15 protein-coding genes and 2 pseudogenes are annotated in these 21,283 nt (G+C 41.7%); 7 read left to right on the forward strand and 10 right to left on the reverse strand.

Going from position 1 to position 21,283, the window contains the following annotated elements:
• Positions 1-556 precede the first annotated feature (556 nt).
• The 3 genes from HWQ38_RS28780 to HWQ38_RS28790 all read left to right on the forward strand — a co-directional run bounded on the left by HWQ38_RS28780 (position 557) and on the right by HWQ38_RS28790 (position 4,691).
• Entirely contained in the window at positions 557-1,276 is a 720-nt protein-coding gene (locus tag HWQ38_RS28780; RefSeq protein WP_292800713.1) for a response regulator transcription factor, read from the forward strand.
• Positions 1,277-1,727: 451 nt separating this feature from the next.
• Complete coding sequence (locus HWQ38_RS28785) at positions 1,728-3,416, forward strand: NAD(P)H-quinone oxidoreductase subunit 4 (protein WP_292800715.1); 1,689 nt, start codon at positions 1,728-1,730, stop codon at positions 3,414-3,416.
• Between the two features lie 147 nt (positions 3,417-3,563).
• Complete coding sequence (locus HWQ38_RS28790; RefSeq protein WP_292800717.1) at positions 3,564-4,691, forward strand: three-Cys-motif partner protein TcmP; 1,128 nt, start codon at positions 3,564-3,566, stop codon at positions 4,689-4,691.
• On the opposite strand, the gene HWQ38_RS28795 is transcribed toward HWQ38_RS28790, so the two are convergent.
• Positions 4,681-5,457, reverse strand: coding sequence for a DUF5131 family protein (locus tag HWQ38_RS28795; protein ID WP_292800719.1), 777 nt, complete (start codon positions 5,455-5,457; stop codon positions 4,681-4,683). The two genes, HWQ38_RS28790 and HWQ38_RS28795, sit on opposite strands and share 11 nt — an antisense overlap.
• A 287-nt stretch (positions 5,458-5,744) precedes the next feature.
• Between HWQ38_RS28795 and thrB the strand changes: the two genes are divergently transcribed.
• Positions 5,745-6,656, forward strand: coding sequence for a homoserine kinase (gene thrB, locus HWQ38_RS28800; RefSeq protein ID WP_292800721.1), 912 nt, complete (start codon positions 5,745-5,747; stop codon positions 6,654-6,656).
• Between the two features lie 105 nt (positions 6,657-6,761).
• Here thrB and HWQ38_RS28805 read toward each other — a convergent pair whose 3' ends face one another.
• From HWQ38_RS28805 to HWQ38_RS28815, 3 genes are all read right to left on the reverse strand, one after another.
• Positions 6,762-7,586, reverse strand: a complete 825-nt coding sequence (locus HWQ38_RS28805; RefSeq protein ID WP_292800723.1) for an SDR family oxidoreductase — start codon at positions 7,584-7,586, stop codon at positions 6,762-6,764.
• Between the two features lie 305 nt (positions 7,587-7,891).
• Complete coding sequence (locus HWQ38_RS28810) at positions 7,892-8,020, reverse strand: hypothetical protein (RefSeq protein WP_292800725.1); 129 nt, start codon at positions 8,018-8,020, stop codon at positions 7,892-7,894.
• Positions 8,021-8,919: 899 nt separating this feature from the next.
• Positions 8,920-11,151 (reverse strand): alkaline phosphatase family protein, encoded by a 2,232-nt coding sequence (locus tag HWQ38_RS28815; protein ID WP_292800727.1) that lies wholly within the window; start codon positions 11,149-11,151, stop codon positions 8,920-8,922.
• A gap of 672 nt (positions 11,152-11,823) precedes the next feature.
• Here HWQ38_RS28815 and rtcA point away from each other — a divergent pair.
• Positions 11,824-12,873: an RNA 3'-terminal phosphate cyclase gene (gene rtcA / locus HWQ38_RS28820; protein WP_292800729.1), complete on the forward strand. Its 1,050-nt coding sequence runs from the start codon at positions 11,824-11,826 to the stop codon at positions 12,871-12,873.
• A gap of 2 nt (positions 12,874-12,875) precedes the next feature.
• Here the strand turns inward: rtcA and HWQ38_RS28825 are convergent, their stop codons facing one another.
• Positions 12,876-13,673, reverse strand: a complete 798-nt coding sequence (locus HWQ38_RS28825; protein WP_292800731.1) for a Rho termination factor — start codon at positions 13,671-13,673, stop codon at positions 12,876-12,878.
• Positions 13,670-15,025, reverse strand: a complete 1,356-nt coding sequence (locus HWQ38_RS28830; protein WP_292800733.1) for an AAA family ATPase — start codon at positions 15,023-15,025, stop codon at positions 13,670-13,672. Before HWQ38_RS28830 ends, HWQ38_RS28825 begins: the two co-directional genes overlap by 4 nt.
• Before the next feature lie 368 nt (positions 15,026-15,393).
• Here HWQ38_RS28830 and HWQ38_RS28835 point away from each other — a divergent pair.
• Positions 15,394-15,528, forward strand: a pseudogene (locus HWQ38_RS28835) (RNA-3'-phosphate cyclase); the annotation flags it as partial.
• A gap of 121 nt (positions 15,529-15,649) precedes the next feature.
• Here the strand turns inward: HWQ38_RS28835 and HWQ38_RS28840 are convergent.
• From HWQ38_RS28840 to HWQ38_RS28855, 4 genes and pseudogenes are all read right to left on the reverse strand, one after another.
• On the reverse strand, positions 15,650-16,387 hold the full coding sequence (locus HWQ38_RS28840) for an alpha/beta hydrolase (RefSeq protein WP_292800809.1): 738 nt from the start codon (positions 16,385-16,387) through the stop codon (positions 15,650-15,652).
• 288 nt (positions 16,388-16,675) lie between these two features.
• Positions 16,676-18,187 carry a chlorophyll a/b binding light-harvesting protein gene (locus HWQ38_RS28845; protein ID WP_292800735.1) on the reverse strand — a complete coding sequence of 504 codons (1,512 nt, stop codon included), beginning with the start codon at positions 18,185-18,187 and terminating at the stop codon, positions 16,676-16,678.
• Positions 18,188-18,270: 83 nt separating this feature from the next.
• Positions 18,271-18,651: pseudogene (locus tag HWQ38_RS28850) on the reverse strand (chlorophyll a/b binding light-harvesting protein); the annotation flags it as partial.
• 410 nt (positions 18,652-19,061) lie between these two features.
• Positions 19,062-20,513 carry an MFS transporter gene (locus HWQ38_RS28855; RefSeq protein ID WP_292800737.1) on the reverse strand — a complete coding sequence of 484 codons (1,452 nt, stop codon included), beginning with the start codon at positions 20,511-20,513 and terminating at the stop codon, positions 19,062-19,064.
• Positions 20,514-20,595: 82 nt separating this feature from the next.
• Here HWQ38_RS28855 and HWQ38_RS28860 point away from each other — a divergent pair, with 82 nt between their 5' ends.
• Positions 20,596-21,117 carry a phosphoribosyltransferase gene (locus tag HWQ38_RS28860; RefSeq protein WP_292800739.1) on the forward strand — a complete coding sequence of 174 codons (522 nt, stop codon included), beginning with the start codon at positions 20,596-20,598 and terminating at the stop codon, positions 21,115-21,117.
• Positions 21,118-21,283 lie beyond the last annotated feature (166 nt).

Below are 21,283 nucleotides of genomic sequence, written 5' to 3' on the forward strand. Positions count from 1 at the left end.
TGAGGCTAATCCTCCAAACCCTAATGGGTCTTAGTTTCTAGCCAACGATTCGCACTATCTAACCAATATCTGTGCCTGGGTGCTAGGGTGAGGTAGTTTAGTCAATTTTTTGCACATCACCCTAGCTACTGCAAAGGCAACTTATTAAATAGTCACCCACTCTTGCTTGCTACCGGATTTCCAGCAAGGAGTTGTTTACTATAAAACATCTATCATCAGGTTAATAGACTTCTTGCATAAATCAAAAAAAGAACCCCACCCCGCCTTTGACTTACGTCAAATTCTCCCCTCCCCGCCTGCGGGGAGGGGCTGGGGGTGGGGTGTTAGGGACTTTTGCAAGAGGTCTAATGTATAACAATATTTTTTGATTGAATTATATTGTAATATCGAAGCTGTTGCTTGAAAAAAACTTCCGAGATCAGGTTATTTATGTCTAATGGTAGATGAAGTTCAGGGAACAATACTAAGCGCATTGCTTTTTGTATAAAATCCCAAATAGAAGAACGAGATTATTTTAATCTGTATTTTAGATAGATAACAGTAAAGTTAAGCAACTATGAGTGAAATCAAGATCCTCGTGATTGAAGATCACAACCTGACAAGAATCGGCTTACGGGCTGCCTTACAAACGCAGCCAGAGTTAAACATTGTTGGTGAAGCCGCGAATGCCGCCGACGGCATCAAGCTTCTGAAAACACTCAAGCCTGATGTTGCTACTATTGACATTGGTTTGCCTGACATGGATGGGATTGAGCTAACACGCACATTTAGGCAATATCAAGCAGAAAACGAAGATTATACAACAAAGCTGCTAATTCTAACGATGCAGAATAGCGAACAGGCCGTTTTAGCAGCATTTGCAGCAGGTGCTGATTCTTATTGCATGAAGGATATCGAAACTGAGAAACTAGTTGAGGCTGTGAAAACAACTTATGCAGGTGCATCATGGATCGATCCAGCGATCGCAGACCTTGTACTACAACAAATACGTCAAGATTTCCCCGATGCTAGCAGAGGCACAGCTGGAAAAAGAGTCTTAATTGAAGGTATTGACCCAGATATTGAGAAAAGTATAGTCGGCTATCCTTTAACTAATAGAGAGATGGATGTTTTAGAGTTGATTGTCGCTGGGTGTGACAATGCAGAAATTGCTAAAAGGCTGTATCTAACAGTCGGTACTGTAAAAACTCATGTTCGAGGTATTCTCAATAAACTCTGTGTTGCTGACCGTACACAGGCTGCTGTCCGGGCTTTGCGTGCTGGATTAGTACCGTAAGCAAGCAAATAGCCATCATCAAGTGCGTACACAAGAACACTTAACAATTCAAAATTAAAGACATTTTAAGAGGCAGATATTAAACCTAGTACTTAAGCATTGACAAGAAAACCAAAATACACATAGTCGGAAAACCCATATCTTTCGTAGGGGCAATACCCTGCGGTCTGCTAAAGCTACATGAATTGCCCCTACGTGCGGGTATATTTACCATTAAGTAATGATTAATAAAAGCTTAAAACGACCTATTTTGGTAAATGCATACCATGATTAGTTTGTACAGTGCGTAAGTCCTAAAACCCTTTAATTTACAATAAAAATCTTTCTTCCCCATTCCCCATTTAATTGTTTTTCGGTCAAAACGGTTAACTGGGACAAAGATTTATGAATAAATTGTTACAAAGTTTAGTAGAATAGCATCATTCACAAATAAGTATTTTTTATCATATACATGATAGCGGATCAATTTCCCTGGCTTACCGCGATCGTCTTACTGCCACTCGTTGCTGCCTTGCTCATCCCTCTGCTGCCTGATAAAGATGGCAAGCGCGTGCGGTGGTATGCACTGGGTGTAGGTATCGCAGACTTTGCTTTGATGTGCTACGCCTTTTGGAAACATTACGATGCCAGCAGTGCTAGTTTTCAACTTGTGGAAAATTATGCCTGGGTGCCTCAGTTAGGTTTGAACTGGGCGGTATCAGTCGATGGACTTTCAGTGCCACTTGTGCTTCTAGCAGGATTTGTCACCACACTCTCGATTTTTTCCGCTTGGCAAGTTGATCACCGACCCCGCCTCTTCTATTTCTTGATGCTGGTGCTGTATTCTGCACAAGTAGGCGTGTTCGTTGCCAAAGACTTGCTGCTATTTTTCATTATGTGGGAAGTAGAGCTGATTCCCGTCTACCTACTAGTCTGCATTTGGGGTGGGCAAAGGCGTCGTTATGCGGCTATGAAATTTTTGTTGTATACCGCAGCCGCTTCTATATTTATTTTGGTGGCAGCCCTGGCAATGGGGTTATACGGCGGCGGTGATATGACATTTGATATAACCGCCCTCGCCAAGAAAGAATATCCCCTTGGTCTACAACTGCTACTTTATGCAGGGTTGTTGATTGCATTTGGTGTCAAGCTTGCTGTTTTCCCCTTGCATACCTGGTTGCCTGATGCGCACGGTGAAGCATCTTCTCCTGTATCGATGATTCTGGCTGGTGTGTTACTGAAGATGGGCGGATACGGGCTGATTCGCCTGAATCTTGAATTACTCCCCGATGCACATATTTACTTTGCACCGGTTCTAGCCATTCTGGGTGTTGTGAATATTATCTATGGTGCATTAAACTCCTTTGCTCAGACCAATATGAAGCGGCGTTTAGCTTATTCGTCGATTTCCCATATGGGGTTTGTATTGCTTGGGATTGCGTCCTTTACTGATTTGGGAATCAACGGCGCGATGTTGCAGATGATTTCACATGGTTTGATTGCATCGGTACTGTTCTTTTTAGCAGGCGTTACTTACGATCGCACCCACACAATGGTAATGAAAGATATGGGCGGTGTTGGTCAAGCCATGCCCAAAGTCTTTGCCCTGTTTACAATCTCCGCGATGGCATCCCTAGCACTTCCCGGTATGAGCGGCTTTCCTGGCGAACTATCAGTATTCGTTGGTCTGACAAGCAGTGACGTTTACAGTTCGACTTTCTGCACCGTCACGGTTTTTCTAGCTGCGGTTGGAGTCATCCTCACACCTATCTATCTACTTTCCATGCTGCGAGAGGTATTTTATGGTGACGGTGCAGCACTCATCTGCGACATTAATAATGCCGGCTTGGAAAATCAAGAAGATGACGGAACAGTTTGTTTTGGTACAGACTGCTTCGTGCCAGAAGATGCAGTCTACGATGATGCTAGACCGCGTGAGGTGTTTATCGCTGCCTGTTTTCTGCTGATGATTATTGGTATTGGTTTCTATCCCAAGATGGCGATGCAGATGTATGACGTGAAGACTGTCGCAGTCAATGCTAATCTTCGCCAGTCTTATGCTATAGTTTCGCAAACAAATCCCCAAATTTATGCGAAAGGATTCTTGGTTCCACAAATTTCCGAGGTTGAGGTAGCGCCCGTTTTGGGAACTTTGAAGTAAGCTTTTTGACCAATAGACTTGTCGAAAAGAGCGTTGTCTACGACTAACTACTACTCGTCTATGCGTTTTTATTAGGTTATTACTTTGACCAAAGGCTCTACGCAACCTACAATTACTACATTAGAGTAATACATAAGTAGGTTGTGTATGAGTAATCCTTCCTTCTTTGATGAACAGAAAGAACAATCTTTAATAAAAGCTAGAATTGTTGAGAAATATTTTTGGGCTTGGGCAAAGGTGATTATACCAACTGCTAAAAAATTTGACCCAAGAATTGCCTATATAGACCTTTTTGCAGGGCCAGGTCGATATAAAGATGGTTCAAAATCAACACCAATAAAAGTTTTAGAGACTGCGATTTCTAATTCAGATATGCAAAATATGTTGGTGACAGTATTTAATGATGCTGATGCAGAACATATTAATTCTCTCCAAGAAACTATAAATTCAATCCCTGGCATTGAAAATTTAAAATATAAGCCTCAAGTAATTAATCATGAAGTTGGGGAAAATATTGTCAAGACATTTAACGAGCTAAAGTTAGTACCTACATTCTTTTTTGTAGATCCGTGGGGATATAAGGGATTGTCGCTACAACTTATTAACTCGGTTGTAAAGAATTGGGGGTGTGATTGTATCTTCTTTTTCAATTACAACCGGATCAATATGGGTTTAGGTAACGCAGCTGTTGAAGAACACATGAATGCGCTATTTGGAAAAATACGAGCCGATCAAGTACGCGAAAAACTAAAAACTCTTAAACCAGAAGAACGGGAGTTAACAGTTGTAGAGGCACTTTGCGAAGCTCTCAAAGAAATGGGTGGAGAGCATGTTCTACCTTTTCGTTTCAAACATGAAAACGGCAACCGAACTAGCCATCACTTAATCTTCGTGAGTAAGCACGTCAAAGGCTATGCAATCATGAAAGACATAATGGCAAAAGAGAGTTCTGAACAAAATCAAGGCGTACCTTCTTTTGAATATAATCCAGCCACTTATAGACAACCATTGCTTTTTGAATTTTATCGTCCTCTTGATGACTTAGAAGAAATGCTATTGGATACATTTACAGGTCGAACAATAACCATGCAAGACATTTACAATCAGCATCATGTTGGAAGGCGTTATATTAGCAAGAATTACAAAGATGCTCTTAAGAATCTTGAAGCTAAAAGTAAAGTCATAGCAGATCCACCTGCTAATAAACGAAAAAAGAATAAAGGTGAACTGACATTCGGCGATTTGGTGAAAGTTACATTTCTACCTAAGCAATAATTACCAAACTTTCTTTTTTACCTGCTAATTTCAGTGGAGTATTCCCCCATCTCTTTTGATGCCACTTCCAAGCATCAGGCATTTCATCCCATATTTTACCATCCAGTAATCTACCTCCAGCTTTAGAAGTTCTGCCGCCAATCTGCTTGAAAAAAAATGCAACTTCTGCTGCTTGACACTGGTTATGAATATCTTTTACCCACTCAGTTTTTAAAGAACGATGTTTTTGTCCAGACTCTCCACCAACAATGACCCAGTGAATATCTGTTAACTCCAGATTCAATTCACCTAAAAGCGGTTCACATGAAAGAAAGCGGACAGTCGCGGGAACTTTGCGAAGAAAGTCAACACGATTAACATAGTTTTGATTTTCGACTGACACACCCAACCAGATATTTTCATGAAATTCTAGCTCAGAAGCCAACTCAAGTAACCGCTCAGGTCGTTTTGTTAATATTTGATATATGTGCCAAGGCGTTTCATGAATCACTTTAAAGACCTTTTTAATGAAATCAAGAGGTATATCTTCATGAAAAAGGTCGCTCATTGAATTCACAAATATTCTACTTGGAGTACGCCACTTTAAAGGTTCTACTAACCTTTCCGGGTATAAAGTTAAATCAAATCCATTCTTGAAGTTATTAGGAAAACGTTTAGTGAGAGCTTCTGCATAGCAATGCAAACAACCTGGGCTAACTTTATTACAACCAGTAGTTGGGTTCCAAGTTTTATCTGTCCACTCAATACCCGTGTGCGTACTAGACATATTATATAACCTTGTAAATTACAAATTCTGCAAATTATAGTTTTTGGGATCTGTGATTCTTATAGTGTATCCGTACTATAACAGAACTTATGATCATCTCATCGCTGTAGATGGGACAGAGCGATCGCACAATCCAACCATTTAAATTCCCATAGTATAATTTTGCCAGAGCCACAACCACTGCAACTCAAGGCTCGGAGGATGGATTAAGGAACAGTAGATCAAAAACTCGCCCAAAAGTGCTACCAATACATGGGATGCTGGTTGATGATTAGTGAGTTTTGCCAATGTCTGTTGTTTCTATCATCACTGTTACCGTTCCTGCCACAACTGCAAATTTGGGGCCTGGTTTTGATTGCATCGGTGCAGCATTAAACCTGTACAACGAGTTCAAGTTCACTCGCCTAGAAGAGGGTGGGCTAACTATTCATGTCACTGGTACGAAAGCTGAACGAGTCCAAACTGATGAGAATAATCTTCTTTACCAAGCCTTTGTCAAGTTCTATCAACATATAGGGCAGACACCGCCGACTGTGAAAATAGAAATTAAGTTAGGTGTCCCACTGGCGAGGGGTTTGGGTAGTTCGGCGACAGCAATTGTTGGTGGGTTGGTTGCTGCTAATCAACTTGAGGGTGGGCTTATGAGTCAGTCGCAGGTGATAGAGTTAGCGATCGCAATGGAAGGACATCCTGATAATGTAGTTCCAGCCTTGTTAGGAGGATGTCGTCTTGCTGCTACCACTGGCACAGCTTGGGAAATTTGTGATGTTCCCTGGCATGAAGATATTGTACCAGTTGTAGCTATTCCTGATTTTGAACTTTCCACCCACCAAGCGCGGGGCGTTCTCCCAAACGAAGTGAGTCGTGCGGATGCGATTTTCAATACAGCACATTTGGGTTTATTGTTGCGCGGCTTGGAAACTGGTAATGGACAATGGTTAAAGACAGCTTTGCAAGATAGATTGCATCAGCCCTATCGCAAAGCTTTAATCCCTGGTTATGATGCCGTAAACATCGCAGCTGTTAATGCTGGTGCTTATGGTATGGTGATTAGTGGTGCAGGACCGACACTGTTAGCTTTGGCAGATAAGTTACACTCAAAGGCGGTGGAGGCGGCGATGTTAGCTGCTTGGCAACAAGAAGGAATTATAGCCGAGGTGCGATCGCTTTCTCTCGATACCCAAGGCGCAAAAAGCTAAAAAATAAGGGAGATGAGAAGCAGCAAAAAAATTTTTAACTCCCCACTCCCCACTCCCCACTTACCTACAACAGATGGTTGCATAATTCCTAGTTTTTAATACTTGCTAAAAAATCATCTGTGGATGAATTAACTGGTATCCAGCCTCTTTAAGCTTTTCATTCGACACCCAAGCATTATATGGGCGGGTACTGTTGATAGAAGTATCCCATTTAACTTTGGGTAAATTATGTTTTTCAAATAAGCTATCTAGCAAGTCTCGGCTAGTGAGATGTGCATCATCTACCAGATTGTAAATCCCTTGCAAACGACGATGACGAGCAAATTCTATCGCACCCACAATATCATCCAAATGAATCCAATTTGTGATATCCTCGCCATTGCCAGGACGGGTTGCACCAGAATATCTGCTAAATATTTTCAACAGTTCCCTGCCAGTCCCATAAATACCTCCTAAGCGGAAGGTACAAACACGGAGATTTTCGCTAGACGCTGATAGCAACACATCCTCTGTTTTTCGGAGAATTTGTGCATTTAAATTAGCGGGTGCAAGCGGTGTTTCTTCATCTACCCATACACCATTTCTGTCACCATACACTGCATAACTCCCTGTGTATATTAATTGTTTCACACTTTTAATCTGCTGCAAAGATGAAACCAAACTTTGGGCAGTTTGTAGATAAGTTTCTTCATAAACTTCCCCACCTCTTGCACCAACACTCAAAAGTACAACATCTTGATTGTGCAAAACTGATTTTAGACTATCTAGGTCATTGCCACGGGTAACTACAACTCTTTGGGATACTGATTCTAGTGCCGGCACACGCTCAGGGGAAGTTGTGGTTACACTGACAACAAAATCCATCTTTTGCTGCCAATATTGAGCAACTTTATAACCAACATAACCACAACCAATGATTGCAACGTTCATGACAAATTAAACACAAATAAATTAAACTACTGATCGAGACTATATTTTCAATTAAGGGACTGGACGTAAATAAATTTAACAGTCCAGAGTTAACAGTCAATAGTACAGAGATTTTTACCTAAGTAAGTGGGGAGGAATAAATCAAACCATGTTACGCAATCTAAAATTAATTAAATTGCTTCCTAGTAAGGGCTGAAGCGCTTACCCTTCGGGTTTGTTAGTCGCTTATAGGAGAAAACCCCAAAACCACCCTAACTCACTACAAACCTTTAATTAATCATGCCCACTTACTTAATGACTAATGACTAATGACCAATGACTAAGCAGTAAGAAGCCACATTTACAATTAAGAGTACCTTCCTGGTGTAGTCGTTTAATTGCTTATCCTCACCGTTGAGGGTCTTAACTGCGATCGCTGAAATTCTATTACTCATCTTGAATCTGATTTATAGGGAATATTGCCAAGTCTCCCATATTACAGGTACTCTAAACCCAGTTTATTTAAGGAAATTAGGTTTGTTAGCCTTGTTAACCCTACGATTGTGCCTATTTTCGGCTAAATATTCTGGGTATGGTTTTTAGCGATGTCTACGATGGTCACTGAGCCTGCGCCGAAGTGTGGTCTGTGACGCTCCTGCGTCGCTCTAAGCGTTGGCGCAGCCTCTCGTAGAGAAGCTATGCCGTACCACTTCGTGGAAGCAAGCTAGCTACGCGCAGCGTCTCGTAGAGAAGGGTCTCGTAGAGAAGGCTTTACGTTACGCTATCGGTGACGCATTCAAACAACGAACCTAGATATTTAATATTAGTAATATCACTTAGATTAATTTATAAAATTGTAGTAATGTCTGCATTTTGCTGGGAATAAACAAAGAGTGCTTAACCGAGATACTTGTTTACTAAGGGACTGACAAATAAAAAAATATCCAAAAATGTCTTGTGGTGCAGGCATCTTGCCCGCTAATCACCAAGGACGGGCAAGACTTCGGCGTGAGCTCTCAGTCCTTCCCTCCGGGACGCTCCGCGAACGACAAAGCTCAGGAACCATCGAACGCTGCCCATCCCACAAGATGGAAGAATTTATTTTTTCGAGTTCCCTAAGTACACGTTACTGGAAAAGAGGTTGGTAAATATTGAGACCTGATGTTGGGTTTCACTTCCCTATGGGACGCTGTTCGCGTTCGTTTTACCCAACCTACGAATGATTAAATTCCATACCCTTTTTGTGTTTTGTACTAAGCACTCTTCATTCAGGACTCTAACTGGGCACGATCTGAACGCCCTGCTACCGCTAACAACACTATTTCGATAATCATTCTACCGCGTGGTTCATGCGTCATCGACTGGGAGTGAGGACAGCGCCCGAATTAAGGTTGATAACCTTTCCCTGAACCGTTGAAGCAGAAGGAACGCCCAGTAAATTATTGATAGTTGGAGCTACATCAATATTGTGGATCGTGCCGATACTGCCACGACGACTGATATCGGGGCCAGCCGCGTAGAAAATGGCACTCAGTTTGGATATATTCGGGTCATAGCCATGCGCTCCGTAGAAATTAGGTACTGAAAACACTAAATTGTTGGCATCCCCCAAACGTGTCACCAGAGGACTTTGAATTCCATCAAAGTTATAACCATCGCTCATAATTGCGAAGACATCACCACTATCCTGACCAACAAATTCGCTAGTATCCAGTCCAAATTTCGGCTCGTTTAAATTCGCTGGCAACGGACGAGTATAAATCTTATCGAAAATGGCTTGTCGTTTTGACGATACATAGTTGTAATTCGTGTCTACCAATTCCTTGAGAGCGGCGACAATTTGTTTTTGGATAGTGACATATTCAGAGCGACTGACGATGCCGTTGGGTTCCCGTCCCTGAAGATTAATATAAATGTTAGCTGCTGGTCCCGATGTTACACTTCGGACTTTATTTGAGTCAAAACCTTTACTTTTGAGGAAGTTATTCAGGTTAACCGTGGTGTGAAAGGTAGAAAAACCATGATCTGATACTACAATAATGTTACTATTTGGTTTCCCCTGACTATCCGTACCTACTGCATTAATGATCCGTTGTACAGCATCATTAGCTGCCCGATAAGCAGTCTGTACATAAGACTTATATCGGGCGACTTTTGCTTTGTCTTGCGCTCCACCAATTGTATTAGGATTGCTCGGATCAGTTGCTTGACGTAAATCAGTTAACAGAAACTGGTGTTCAGAGCCGTCTGGTTGCTCAATATAAACCATCACCAGTGAAGCATTGGGATTTTGCTTGATTGCTCTCAAAGCAACCCGCGTCTGATAATCTACAAAACCTCGAAGTTGGTCTTCATAGATAGCTTCTAGTTCTCTGTCGGGGAAAGTGTTAAATCCCGGACTCAATCGTTCTATAATCCGGTAATCAGACTGAGGCAGCCAGAAACCAACGTTATTATTAATGTCATCAACTGTAGTTTGGACTGCGGGATTACCAGGAATAGCGTTAGCAGCGTAACGTGCAATCCTCACACTACTCAAGTCAGGAGCGAGATTACTAACATAAAAAGCAGTTCCGGCTTTGTTGTCACTACCTTCTAAATAAAATAAGCTGGATTTTTTATCCCGCGCTCTGACGTATGCTGGGCCAGTTGAAGGTAAATTGAAAGGTTGATGTCGAATCCCAATATTGTCATCAAAAAATACTAGGGTGTCATAGTCCTTTTGAGCATTATTGCTGGTGTCAAGTGCAGCAACTTGGATATTATAGTTGACACCACCAACAAGAAATTGATCGGCAAGACTTGCTTGTACAATTGGGCTGTAAGAAACTTTTCCTGCTGTTTTGAGTTGACTAGCAATTTGACTGGATGCCAAGCTGAAGTTAGCTGCCGTCAAACTGAAACCTTTAGCACTTGCACCAGCAAAAGCTCCAAAAGGGACTGTATAAGATACGGTTCTCTTACTAGCGGGTTGAATAATTGGGCTATTAGTTAAACCTGGTACTGGAACATCAACTCCATCTGCTCCGGGAAAAGTTGCAGTCACAACTTTCTTCCCCTTTTGCTGGAGTCCAATCCACAGTGGTTCAGCAGTTGGGTACAAACTTGCAGCAGGCCCAGTAGTTGAATATCCGCCGATCGGAGCCGCAAAACCACTTATGTTAGAAGTGAATGGGCTGGCTACAAGGTGAAATGTATTGGCATTAATATCATTGCGTGCAGCCGTAGAACCTGTACTGATTGCAATATGGCAAGCAGCAGTCAGAGATGCGCTACAGGTTATGTTTCGCTCTGCATAAACTCCCTTGTTTTTAATCAGTCCTAATCCTTGCTTTGGACTCAGGACACCAGTTTTGAGATACTGTTCGACAAAATTTGGAGTGGCTCCATCTAAAGAAATCAAAATCACTTTGGGTTGTGATTTGTTTACTCCTGGTTTAACTGCTAAAGAATGCACACTTATAGTTAACAAACAAGCCACAATTAAAACAACAGTTAAGCGCAGGAGCAATTTATGCCTTGACCATTGAAATATTTTATCTAGCTCAAAACCTCTACTTTTTTTAAGTGGATAAAATTTTCTCACATTTCCTCCCTAAGCATCCGGTCATATTTTTAACTTGAGTACTCCTATTAATTTACTAAAAGTATGTTAAGTAAAAACTATGAAAATCTTAAGTAGAGCGATTTTTACATCCAAGTACCAGATATATTAATCTTGGCAAGCAATACCGCAGTGGGCAGAATTCGAGGTATTAATGTTTGGAGGATTAACTTTTATGTAGTGTCCACAACTTGTGTTTGTAACTCACTTCCACCGATTTTAACTTCTTCTGAGGGGAGACGCTGCGCCAACAATGGGGACGCAGAAAATTAACTCCTCTACGCTTTCCTCAACGTCCCTATACGTTAAAAAACAGAAACACATATCAGAACCTTCTCTGTATATTTGTGTAACCTCCTTTCAAAAAGCTAGCTGTTGGGCGTTTATAATTTATGGTTTGATTTTAAGCTGACTTTTCACGGTATCTGGAAAACCTCTCTTCTTCATCTCTCTCCTAAAAGGAGGAGCCACTGCGTTGGGCGGGCAATGCCCGACTTAAAGCATGTGGTGTCAGAGACTTTGAATTTTCATCCTTAGAGCGTCGGTAAGGGGGTTAGGGGGTTAGGTTTTTTGTGGGCTTTTCCAGATGACGTAAAAAGTCAGGATTTTCAGAACCGTGGGGATAACCCAAAATCCAACATCCTAAAATCGCCCATGATTGAAATTGACGGTTCCTACGGAGAGGGAGGCGGACAAGTTCTTCGCACTTCCTTAAGTCTAGCCGCCATCACTGGCGAACCCATACGAATTTCAGGCATTCGCGCTGGACGCAAAAAGCCAGGATTAGCAACACAACACTTAACAGCAGTTCGGGCTGCGGCGAGAATTTGTAATGCCCAACTCCAGGGTGATGCTTTGGGTTCAATGCTGCTGGAATTCATCCCAGGTAGTGCTGTGCAAGCTGGAATTTATACCTTTGATGTTAGTAAAGCACAAGTTGGTGGTTCTGCGGGTGCGATCGCACTAGTTTTACAGACAATTCTCTTACCTCTGGCACTAGCATCCGGCAATTCCCAAGTAACACTAAAGGGTGGAACTCATGTAAACTTTAGCCCGACAGTGACCTACATTGAGCAAGTTTATCTGCCGATATTGCAACGCATGGGTGTAGAAGCCCAAGTCAAGTTAGGCGCTTGGGGCTGGTTTCCTCAAGGTGGGGGAGAGGTAGAGTTACAGGTGAGTGGTAGTAGTCAACTCGGCGGGATCAACTTGCTAGAACGGGGAGAGTTACAACAGGTGCGGGGACTAGCAGTGGTGACGGAATTGCCTTCACATATTCCCCAACGAATGGCGAATCGTGCCGAAAATTTGTTACGCAAAGCCCATTTGAAAGTTACTATACAGACGTTGCGAGAAAGAGGTGTGGCACCGGGGGCGGGTATTTTTTTAACTGCTGAGTATCAGAACAGCTTGACTGGCTTTGGTGGATTTGGGCGTTTGCGGTTGTCGGCGGAGACAGTTGCAGAGATTGCTTGTCAGCAACTACTTGAGTTTCATCAAACGGGCGCAGCAGTGGATGAACATTTAGCAGACCAGTTATTATTGCCAGCTGCTTTAGCTTCACAGGAAAGTCAGTACCGGGCGGCTGAGGTGAGTAGGCATTTGACCACAAATGCAGCAGTTATTGAACAGTTTGGTCTAGCGCAGATAACAGTAGATGAAGCTGAGAAAATCGTGTCGGTAATTCCTGTAATTGGTGGATAAGATTAAAGACTAAACACTTTCTTAAGAGCCTTTATTTTTGTAGTATCAATGCCACATTCAAGTTTTGATATAGGATTTAAGCTTTTCCACTTGCCTTTACTAGCACTGAATATTACATCAGATGAGTTTTCTATATCAATAGCTTCAAAACCATCTATTTTGGATTTTGATAAATAACTCAAACCAGTAAAGACTTCATCTCTTGATGCAGATTTAATACTCACAATTTCTGGTGGTGGTAACGGTGGTGAAACTGGTAATGATGAAAGAAAGAATACTTTTGCCAGAGCATCTAACTTTTTGCCTTTAGTAATTCCACATCTCAAGGTAATAATTGGGTTAAAATTAGACCAAGTTTTGCGATTAGACTCTGCAATTCGGTTTGTGGCAACAATAGGATCTACACCCCTTAATGCACTACTTGGTTCTGATATTAAGTATCTGAGTGCAGCTAGAATAGTATCTCGTGATGCTGTATTCAAATTTACTTTAGGTAAAACTTCTCTAGCTAAAATTTTTGCCTGCTCAATATTTTGAGATTCCGGTGAAATGACTATGCACCATACCCGCTCTAACTTAGTTTGTTGAGCAACTGCATATACAAAATGATTACTAACAACTTGATATTGATAGTCAGCAATTTCTTTAACAATAACAGGAATCCAATTTCGCCCATCAGCTTGTAAAACGGTTTCTGCTGCTGCTTTGATGATAAATTCCGATTCGGAAAACTTCTCTCCAGGTTCAATATCGGTTAACTTCAGATGCATTAGTTTGCCAATATTATCAAAATCACTCATACAAAGTACTCCTTAGCTAGTTCGAGATAATATTTTGCAGCTGTAGAATCCTTAAAAGCTGCTGGAATTCGAGCGAAGGCTGCACCTGCGACAATTGCATAACTTGGCAGACTGAATATTTTTGTATTGTTGTCAGCTTTTATATACTTAGGATAAAAATAAGGCAGTAAATTAAAATTAGATGCTTTTATCTCTCTAGTAATAATAGATGCAATTTCCTGATTTGCTATTTTAAGCTGAGGAAGAGTGATATTTTCACCATTAAAAAATATAGGTAAGGCGATTGGTCTACCATCTTGTCTAGCTGCCTTAACTTTTGGTACTAACTCTTTAATTACTTTAGCTGCATTATCTAGGGATGCTAAATTATTGTGCTTGGTAGGTATCAAAACGACATCACAGGCGTAAAGACTACTTTGACTAAAAAACATCCAGTTTGTAGGACAGTCAATGAATATATAATCATATTCATACACAAAAGCTTTCAGAGCATCTTTTAACCTAGCAGACCCCTTTTCAATTCTTGTAGCTAAGTCTTGCTCTGTAAAATTTCCCAGTTTTGCATCTGCGGGAATAACGTCGAATTGTAATGATTTACCAGATTTAAATTTGACTGTAAATGGTTGAATTGTATCGTTAATGTTTAAATTTCTATCGGATAGACAATCAGATAAACTAACTTTTCTTACTTCTAGACCAAGAGATTTAGTTAAATCTCCTTGTTGTGGATCAAAGTCAATTACTAAAACTTGCTTTCCTTGTTGTGCAAGAGTGGCTGCTAAATTAGCAGTTGTTGTAGTTTTGCCCACACCCCCTTTGTTGTTATAAACACAAACAGTTAAGGCTTTGGGCGGATTGTCAATTAAATGTTTGACATGGGAAACAATAGCATTAATATTATCTTTTTTAATTAAAATACTTGGAGTGGCAGGAAATACAACTTTTCCATGTCGCCGGAATAGCTGGATATGAACTGAATTAGTAATAATGCCCCATTGAGATGTGTTGCAATTAGAATCAAGTAAATATCTTTTTATTTGTTCTCTAGTCTGTATATATTGAGGAGTGCCTTCTGATAAATTAATCTTGGCTCCTAAGCTTGTTGCTGGTGCTTTGACTTCAATCAGTAAATAGGGATTGATTTTAGACAATGTAAAAATATCACTATCAACATTCTTGCGCGCAGCAAAATCTACTTTCCCATTCCCCGTCTTAAATTGTGATAAATGCTCTTGCTGATTAAATCCAAGTGCGTTTATTAAAAATCTTACAAAGATATCACTGATGTACGCCTCATTACTCTCATCAGGCAAAATGTTGTCTAAAATATGGTTCCAGTCTGTAAGTAGCATTACTTAATAAGCAAACGGGAACAATGAAAAAACCGTTTGTTTTATTAATTGAATCAAATTTATTACTTGATCGACCTCAGTATTTTTAACTAATTGAATTGATTACTATGTTAAAGCTTTTCCCTAAAACGGTGGGCACAAAGACGAGGGCAGCCGCTATGCGCGGGTTTCCCAACTTGAGCGGACTGGCGGTCGGAGATAAAACTGAATCTTGAAGGTTACACCTTGACAGTGCTAGTCTCTACATGACTAAATCGAGTTAATAGCGATGTCTGCGACGGGCTACGCCTACGCACTAAACAAAGCAATACTAGTTAACAGCAGATAAGCGAAGATTGCTCCACCAATCAGAAAGCCCTCAGTAAACGTACCGGGTGGCTGAGGTAAGTAGGCATTTGACAACAAATGCAGCAGTTATTGAACAGTTTGGGCTGGCGCAAATCATAGTAGATGAAGCTGAGAAAATAGTGTCAGTAATTCCTGTAATTAGTGGATGGGATTAAAGATTATAAAAAACTGCTGAAGTGTATTTAATCCAAAAGAACATAGTGATTGAGCTTGTGCCATATTTTCAAACATATTGTCACGATATAAATTGAGTGTAAAATATGCTGTATATCTTAATTACAAATTAGCTTTCAGGCAGGAATGAACTGAATCCAATGGACGCAGAGATTGCCAAAAGTCGAGTATCTGTTTTGCTACCAGAGTCGGCTGGAATAAGTGAAAAAAATGCCGCCCTTCTTGACATTCCCAATAGCGATCGCCTTCCATCAAATAAGGTCGCCATCCTTGCAGGGCGTCAGGTTCTATGATCATGTCGTCAATGCTGCCACAAACCATTAAAGGTACAGGGACTGGACAAGTCGGCACATTTAGCTGTTTAAACAGGGAGTGAGGTGAGAGCGAGTAATCTAAGTCTTGCTCTAAGATACTTACTAGACGCTTAACAGTGTCCTCATTTTGATAGCCAAAGAGGTTGTACACCATCGTAGTGAGAATCTTTTGCCGACTCAAAAACGGGCGATGAGTATAGTAATGAGCTTGCCAGTCAAGGGCTGCATCAGCACCCACAGCTAATAAAGTTAAAGATTTAACTTTTTCTGGATATCGACGAGTGTATAGTAGCCCTAATAATCCTCCCGTGCTGTGACCAATCAAATGCACAGATTGATTACTTGATTCAACATAATTATCCAGCAACAGTATTGCAATATCCAAGGAACTTGCTTCATCCTGACTTTGAATATATTTCCACTGAGCAATAGTTGTATGATCTGAAAGTTCAGACAAAAGGGGTTGAGCCAAGCATAATAAACTAGGGCTTGTATTCAACCAAATGACATCTGGCTGTTTAGACATTAATTTATCCATGTTATTTTACTTAGTGTCTTGGTAGGCCAGCTGCACACCACTTCGACTGTGCGTAGCGTCACTTTTCAAGACAGGCATCAGAACTTCTCCTCAGGGAGACGCGCAAGGAACGGTGGACACAAAGTAGGAGGGCAGCCGCTATGAAGAGGTTTCCCGACTTGAGCGGACTGCCCGTGATAGAGAAAACTGAATCTTGAAGGTTACACCTTGAGTGCGCTAGTCTCTACATGACTAAATCGAGTTAGAGTTAATAGCGATGTCTGCGACGGGCTACGCCTACGCACCAAACAAAGCAATACTAGTTAACAGCAGATAAGCAAAGATTGCTCCACCAATCCCACCAATCAGAAAGCCCTCAGTAAACTGACTCCATCTTTCAGTAGAATTGAGAGTCTGTGGCACACGAGGAACTATTGCAACCGTTGCTGATCGTGGATACATTTCTTGCTGTCTTTCAAAGGTAGTAGTGCCATAAAGCGAAAAACCCATTGTCAGGATGAGAATTAAACCGCCTGCGGCAAATAAACCAACCAAGCTACCCAGATTAGAATTGCGTAATAAACCTAATAAACCTAATGAACCTAATGTGGCAAAGGGACCAACTAGCCAGTAACCATGAGCCATACCAATTTCTAATCCCCGCCACAGAGGAGATATACCAGGGCGGTAAATTGGCAAGTATTTGAGAAACTTTAGCGTCAAATCAGAAGAGTTGACTAAGCTTGCTTGATTACTTTGGCGATTCACCTGTGGCGGTTGAACCATGTCACCATTTTTAAAATCAAATCCGGCGGCGATCGCCCGGGCGCGGAGAGCGTGCCAAATATGACCTAACAAAAATATCAGCGCTAAGACAAAATGGAAAGTTACCAACCAACCACGAGCAGAAACTATATCAGTGGAAGTTTCTATAGCCCTAACTGGCCCATAGAAAACTTCGGAATAGACAGTGTTATTGACTGCCGCAAAATATGCCGCCAAAAAGCCCATGTATGCTACAGCACCAATGCTGTAAGACAAATACGCTTCCCCTGAATAAATCAAAATTCGGCGTGCCCAAGCGAACGGCTTAGTCAGGATGTGGAAAATACCACCGCCAATTAACATCAAACCAACCCAGATGTGACCACCGACAACATCTTCTAAGTTATCAACAGCTGCCATTCCTTCCGGTCCCCAAGCCCCAAATAGGTAGCCAAAGATGCGGAATGGGTTGAGCGTCGGATGATTAATTACCCTTACGTCTCCACCGCCAGCAGCCCAAGGATCAAACACTCCACCCCAAAACACCGCCTTGGCAACTAAAGCCAAAGCACCCAAACCTAAAAGCGTTAGGTGAATGCCCAAGATTGTAGTCATCTTGTCCTTATCTTTCCAGTCGTAGCCAAAAAAGCCAGCCCAAGTAGGATTGTCTTGTAACACCTCTGGCCCCAGCAGGGAGTGGTAAATACCACCGGCTGCCAGAATCACTGAAGGTATCAGATGTAAGACGCTGATGACAAAGTAGGGATAAGTCCTAATAACTTGCCCACCAGCACCGACACCAAAACCGAGAGTCGCTAGATGAGGCAGTATGATTAACCCTTGCTCATACATTGGCACATTCGGGTTGAAACGTGACAATTCAAAGAGCGTCATCCCTCCAGCCCATAACAAAATCAATGCAGAATGGGCAATATGAGCGCCTAGTAATTTTCCTGATAAATTAGTGAGACGAAAGTTACCAGCCCACCAGCCAACATCAGGTATTTGTTGCTTGTATGGGCTATCTTCAATTACTGCTGTCATTTCTGATACTCCTTGAGAATTTATGGCAATTTTTTTGAGCTGATGCTGCCAGACAATTGCAAATAAATTGCATTAAATTGAATTTAGCTAATTGGTTGGGGAATCACTGCCTCCTGACTCACCCTACCTTTGCGAAAATAGAACCCACGCGCCCGCAAGGCGTGCCAGATATGACCTTGGAGAAAGAAGAAAGCTAACCAAAAATGGGCATTAGCTAACCAAGTCCGAGCAGTTACAAGGTCAGGGTCAGGTGATGAAAAGTACGGCACGATATTCTGCCTAACCACGAGCGCCGGCCCATAAAAAACTTCAGGATAAACAGTGGTGTTTACCGATACAAAGAGAGTTGCAATAAAGCCCATCAGTGCCAAAGCGCCCAGACTGTAAGAAAGGTAAGCTTCTCCAGACCAAACAAATAGTGGATGCGTCCAGGTAAATGGCTTAGTTGCTATGTGAAAAAGTCCTTCCACCTATCTAAAGTTGTTGAGAATCTTATGCAATAAGTTTAGATAGAGCTTACACTAAAATTTTTATTAATGCAAGTAACTCTCATTAATTAGTTGAAGCTCGTGACTGATGACTTAGCTGGATTTACCAAATTTCCCAGATAAGGGACTGACAAGAAATAAATCTATCCATCTTGTGGGGTGGGCATCCTGCCCGCCGTGAATATGGGACGGGTGTTCGCGTAGCGGCACGTAGTGCGGACACCCATCCCACAAGAAACCTTGGGATATTTTTTTATTTGGAAGTACCTAATTAGGTAATTAATGGCGCAATGATAATCAGGGCGATTTCAAACCTCTACACTCCTCTGGCAGCGAAGAAACTTGAATCAATCGCCCTCAGTTAACTTTCTGCTTGATACAATTGGTTAACTCACCCTCTTCTCTTGCCGTTCTTTGAGTTTCAGCATGATTTCTGCATGCATCTCGCGGGTAATTGGGTAAAAATACGTTAAAACTAAGCCAAGAATCAAACAAACTGTAGGTATAGGTCCAACAGCAATGCGAATCGCAAACAATGCCAAATCCGGTTGGGTGGGTAGTGTACTTCCGGCTACAGAGGCTTTGAAACCCGATAGTTCCAAAGCATTTCCCACCAAAAACAGCCCGAAAGCTAAACCAAATTTTTGTAGCAAAACCATGAAGCCATAAAAAATGCCTTCTCTGCGTTGTCCGGTTTGGAGTTCATCTAATTCAATCACATCTGGAATCATCGACCAGGGAATTAGATAAGCTGTGGATACACCAACACCCGCCATAACAGCCATCAAATACATCAAAACTATTTGACCAGGCTGTAAGAAAAATAGTCCGGCAGCTGCTATAATCCATAAACTCATTCCCAGAAAATAAACAAGTTTTTTCCCGATTTTTTTACTCAGCGCCCCCCAGACAAATAGCATCAGCAGGGCGGTTCCTTGGACTGCAATCAGCAGTGTAGGCACATCTGATTCTTTAAGACCCATACAATAGACTACAAAATAGGGAATAATGCTGGCTGTAATCTGCACACCTAGCCAAGAAAAAAGATATATACCAATAACAAATAGAAAAGGTCGGTTGCTAAAGACAATTTTTAGCTGTTCCAAGAAAGGGAGAGATGCAGGTTCTTCGGACTGGATGCGTTTGGACTCAAAAGCCAGGATGCGATCGCGGACTCCAAAAACGCACCAATATAATGCCAAAATCGAAATTACCGTACAAATTGCTGCTAAAACGAGATATCGTTGTTGGCGATCGGCAATTTGGGAAAAAACAATTTGCGCTAAAATCAACGACAGAATGCTACCACCAATGGAAAATGTAAATCGAAAGCTGTTAAGCCCGGTGCGTTCGTCGTAATCTTGAGTTAGTTCTGGAGTCATTGCCGTATAAGGCAAATTTACAACCGTGAAAAAGGACTGAGATAGCACCCCAATCACTACGTAATACCAGAACAGCGGCCAAATATTATCACTCTGATTTGCCCTAAATTGCGGTACAATCCACTGCAAGAAAAAGAAAATCCCAAAGGGAATTGCTCCATAAAACATCCAAGGAAGACGACGACCCCAGCGCCGAGATTTCGTTTTATCACTCAGGAACCCGATAACCGGATCATTTATGCCATCCCAGATTTTGCCAATCATCAAAATACTACCAGCTAAACCCGCAGGGATACCAGCGATATTGGTAAAGAAAAACAGCAGATAAAAGACGGAGATATTTGCAGTAATTGCTGGGCCTAAATCCCCTGCACCGTAAGCCAGCTTTGTTTTAAAGTCGAGTTTTTGACTCTGAGGATCTCGTTGGGCATCGCCATCAGCAGCAGAATCGTTCATAATAACTTGCGCTCATACTAAAATATAAAGTTTGCGATCGCATCGCTTTCAATACTAGCTATCTACCACTCCCGTTAGACTTATGCCAGATATTTATGTTTCTTGGTCAGATTATCACCAAAAAATTGAACAACTGGCTATTCAGATTTATCAATCCGGTTGGGAATTTAACCAGATTATCTGTCTTGCTAGAGGAGGACTACGAGTTGGAGATATTCTCTCCCGTATATACCAGCAACCACTGGCAATTTTAGCAACCTCATCTTACAGTGGCGCTGGTAAGCAAGAAAGAAGTAATTTAATTTTCTCCCGCCACTTGACAATGACCGCCGAAAAGTTAGGTTCGCGCATTCTTCTAGTGGATGACTTAGTAGACTCTGGGGTAACACTGCAACAGACTATACCTTGGCTCAAGCAAAATATTGATTTCCCCATTGATGAAATTCACACCGCCGTTCTTTGGTATAAAGCCTGTTCAGTTATAGCACCCGATTATTATGTTGATTACTTGGCTGACAACCCCTGGATTCACCAACCCTTTGAACATTACGAGCAGATGAACATTGCTGAACTTACGGGTAAGGTAAATCAAGTTAGGAGTTAGGAGTTAGGAGTGATGAGTGGTGAGTTTTGTATTCATTACGAGCCTCTGAACTCGGAAGTTGAGCCTTTGAACTCGGAAGTTGAGCCTCTGAACTCGGAAGTTGCACCTTTGAACTCGGAAGTTGAGCCTCTGAACTCGGAAGTTGCACCTTTGAACTCGGAAGTTG

This window comes from Nostoc sp. NMS7 (assembly GCF_017115085.1).
Classification (GTDB): Bacteria; Cyanobacteriota; Cyanobacteriia; order Cyanobacteriales; family Nostocaceae; genus Nostoc.